Below are 1,995 nucleotides of genomic sequence, written 5' to 3'. Positions count from 1 at the left end.
AGTAATATCACTTTTAAAAAGGGAAGTAACAGAGTGAGTTGGTTTCTGAAAAAAAGTGAAATTGTCGCCATATTCCGTGAGTAAGGCGCATAGTTCCAGCAACAACACATAACAAACTGTTCAAGAGGGATTCGCAACGCGTGGCATTTCACTATGCGTTGGGTTTAGTGTTTAAGGCGGTTTGCAGCGGCTTCAGTATTGCGTTGCTCACCCCTTAACAGGGCGTTAGGTTTCTCCTCGGGAAACATCGAATTCGAGGATTTTGGATCATGGATTATGAAACGAAGCTACAACTTGCGCACAAAGAATTAAGTGACAAAGGTGTTTGGAAGTCGAACTACAATCCTCCACTTGTAAAGTTGTTACGTAAACTTGGACTATGTTTTCCGCCGCCTTATTATCAGAGTTTGTTCGCAAACGTTATGCTTTGTGTGGTTTTCTTTGCTCCTGTTTGGGGAATCTTCCAATGGTTTCTTGTGTGGAACGAACTAGGTAAACCAGTTTTAGAAGGAGTTTATATCTCGTTACTTACTGGCGCATTGTTTGGTTTAGTTATGGCAACCTTCTACTACATTAGACGCAAGCAATTAAATCTAACAGACTGGGGTTCATTGGGAGAATAAGCCCAAAACCTAACAAACTGTTCAAGAGGGATTCGCAACGCGTGGCATTTTCATCATGCGTTGGTTTTAGTGTTTAAGGCGGTATGCGGCGACTTCGGTATTGCGTTGCTCACCCCTTAACAGGGCGTTATGCAACACGAACATTTCGAATTTCGTCCCTATTCACACATATGCTACAAGTTTTAACTTTCTACTGTTGTAAGATGTGCTTCACTATTCATATGGAGGGAGTAAAACATGGAAAAGTGTCCAGCAATTGTCGGTGTTGTTTTCGATGATAAAAGCTTAGCCGCGATAGACCGAATAAATGAACTACATGAATTGGAGAAAAGTGCGCAATTCTTTATCTCACTTGGAAACTTAATTAATATCTTTGGTGGAAATGTAGTCAAAGGAGCAGGGAGTAGTGGTGTAACCAAAGCTATCTCTGCAATTCCAGCAAGCGATACTATGCATAAAGCACGAGATGTTAGTATCGCAGTCGGTAGAGGTGTTTCTTCTGATGTAGGACAAACTGCGTGGAATATAACCCAAGCAAACTGGGAGTATTACTTCAAATCCTACAGCGCTCTTACCGTAATTAAGCTTAGACAAATTGAAAACATCGCCACGGAACAAGCCTTAGAGCATGTAACAGACAGAAAGCAGTACAGGTTTTGGAAAGCTATATCTGATGGGTGTAAATTATGAGAATAGCTCTTACATTTTTTTTGATGGTATTTTCAATTATTTCCAACGCAGGTCAAAGTGTTGAAGATAAGCTATTCACTGACTTAAATAACTCAATAGATGCTTTGGGTTCTCGGATAGCCGTTTGTAGTAAGAACTCAATGAAAAATAAAGCCGATGAAGAGACCTTAAAATTTGCAAAGCAAAGACTTGAGGAACTTACTCCGGTATTAGCTCATATTAATTATTTAGCGATTGAACGCTGTAGCTTTAGCGAAAAAAAAGAACTGGCGTACAGTATGCTTATTGCAAAAAACAATGCTAAGCGTCAGAGTACTTTGGAATTAGTTGAAGCGATGGAGAAGATGACATTTCCTTTTAATACAGAGTCGCAAGCTAAATTTGATGCTTTAAGTGGGGAAATCAAAACGTTTTTAACAAACAGCAGTTTTTTCAGTAAGCCATTTGACGTATTAGCATTCTACGAATCGGTTGCTGACATGTAAGTGTTGCATAACAAAGCATTTAAGAGTGATTCCCAACGCTTGGCATTTTCACTATGCGTTGCGTTTTGTGTTTAAGGTGGCATGCGGTAGCTTCGTTATTGCGTTGCTCACACCTTAACAGGGCGTTATGTGTATTTTTGCATAATCTGCCCTACACTAGAATAGCGATAGTTCCTTGTTACTCTTAATTATTGTGA

Annotated in this window: 3 protein-coding genes; all 3 read left to right on the top strand. The window is 39.7% G+C overall.

Annotation, left to right across the window (positions count from 1 at the left end; all coding sequences use genetic code 11):
- Nucleotides 1-269: 269 nt before the first annotated feature.
- The 3 genes from QTO06_RS25225 (at nt 270) to QTO06_RS25215 (ending at nt 1,798) form a co-directional block, all read left to right on the top strand.
- Nucleotides 270-623, top strand: coding sequence for a DUF6404 family protein (locus QTO06_RS25225; protein ID WP_331410329.1), 354 nt, complete (start codon nt 270-272; stop codon nt 621-623).
- Between the two features lie 237 nt (nt 624-860).
- Nucleotides 861-1,313, top strand: a complete 453-nt coding sequence (locus tag QTO06_RS25220; RefSeq protein WP_331410328.1) for a hypothetical protein — start codon at nt 861-863, stop codon at nt 1,311-1,313.
- On the top strand, nt 1,310-1,798 hold the full coding sequence (locus QTO06_RS25215; protein ID WP_331410327.1) for a hypothetical protein: 489 nt from the start codon (nt 1,310-1,312) through the stop codon (nt 1,796-1,798). Before QTO06_RS25220 ends, QTO06_RS25215 begins: the two co-directional genes overlap by 4 nt.
- Nucleotides 1,799-1,995 lie beyond the last annotated feature (197 nt).

The organism is Vibrio sp. M260121, from assembly GCF_036533715.1.
Taxonomy (GTDB): domain Bacteria; phylum Pseudomonadota; class Gammaproteobacteria; order Enterobacterales; family Vibrionaceae; genus Vibrio.
The sequence above is the reverse complement of the archived record's forward strand: the minus strand, read 5'-3'. Positions and strand labels throughout refer to the sequence as shown.

Coding starts and splice junctions, on each gene's coding strand:
- QTO06_RS25225 (WP_331410329.1), top strand. CDS start 270: ATGGATTATGAAACGAAGCTACAACTTGCGCACAAAGAATTAAGTGAC.
- QTO06_RS25220 (WP_331410328.1), top strand. CDS start 861: ATGGAAAAGTGTCCAGCAATTGTCGGTGTTGTTTTCGATGATAAAAGC.
- QTO06_RS25215 (WP_331410327.1), top strand. CDS start 1,310: ATGAGAATAGCTCTTACATTTTTTTTGATGGTATTTTCAATTATTTCC.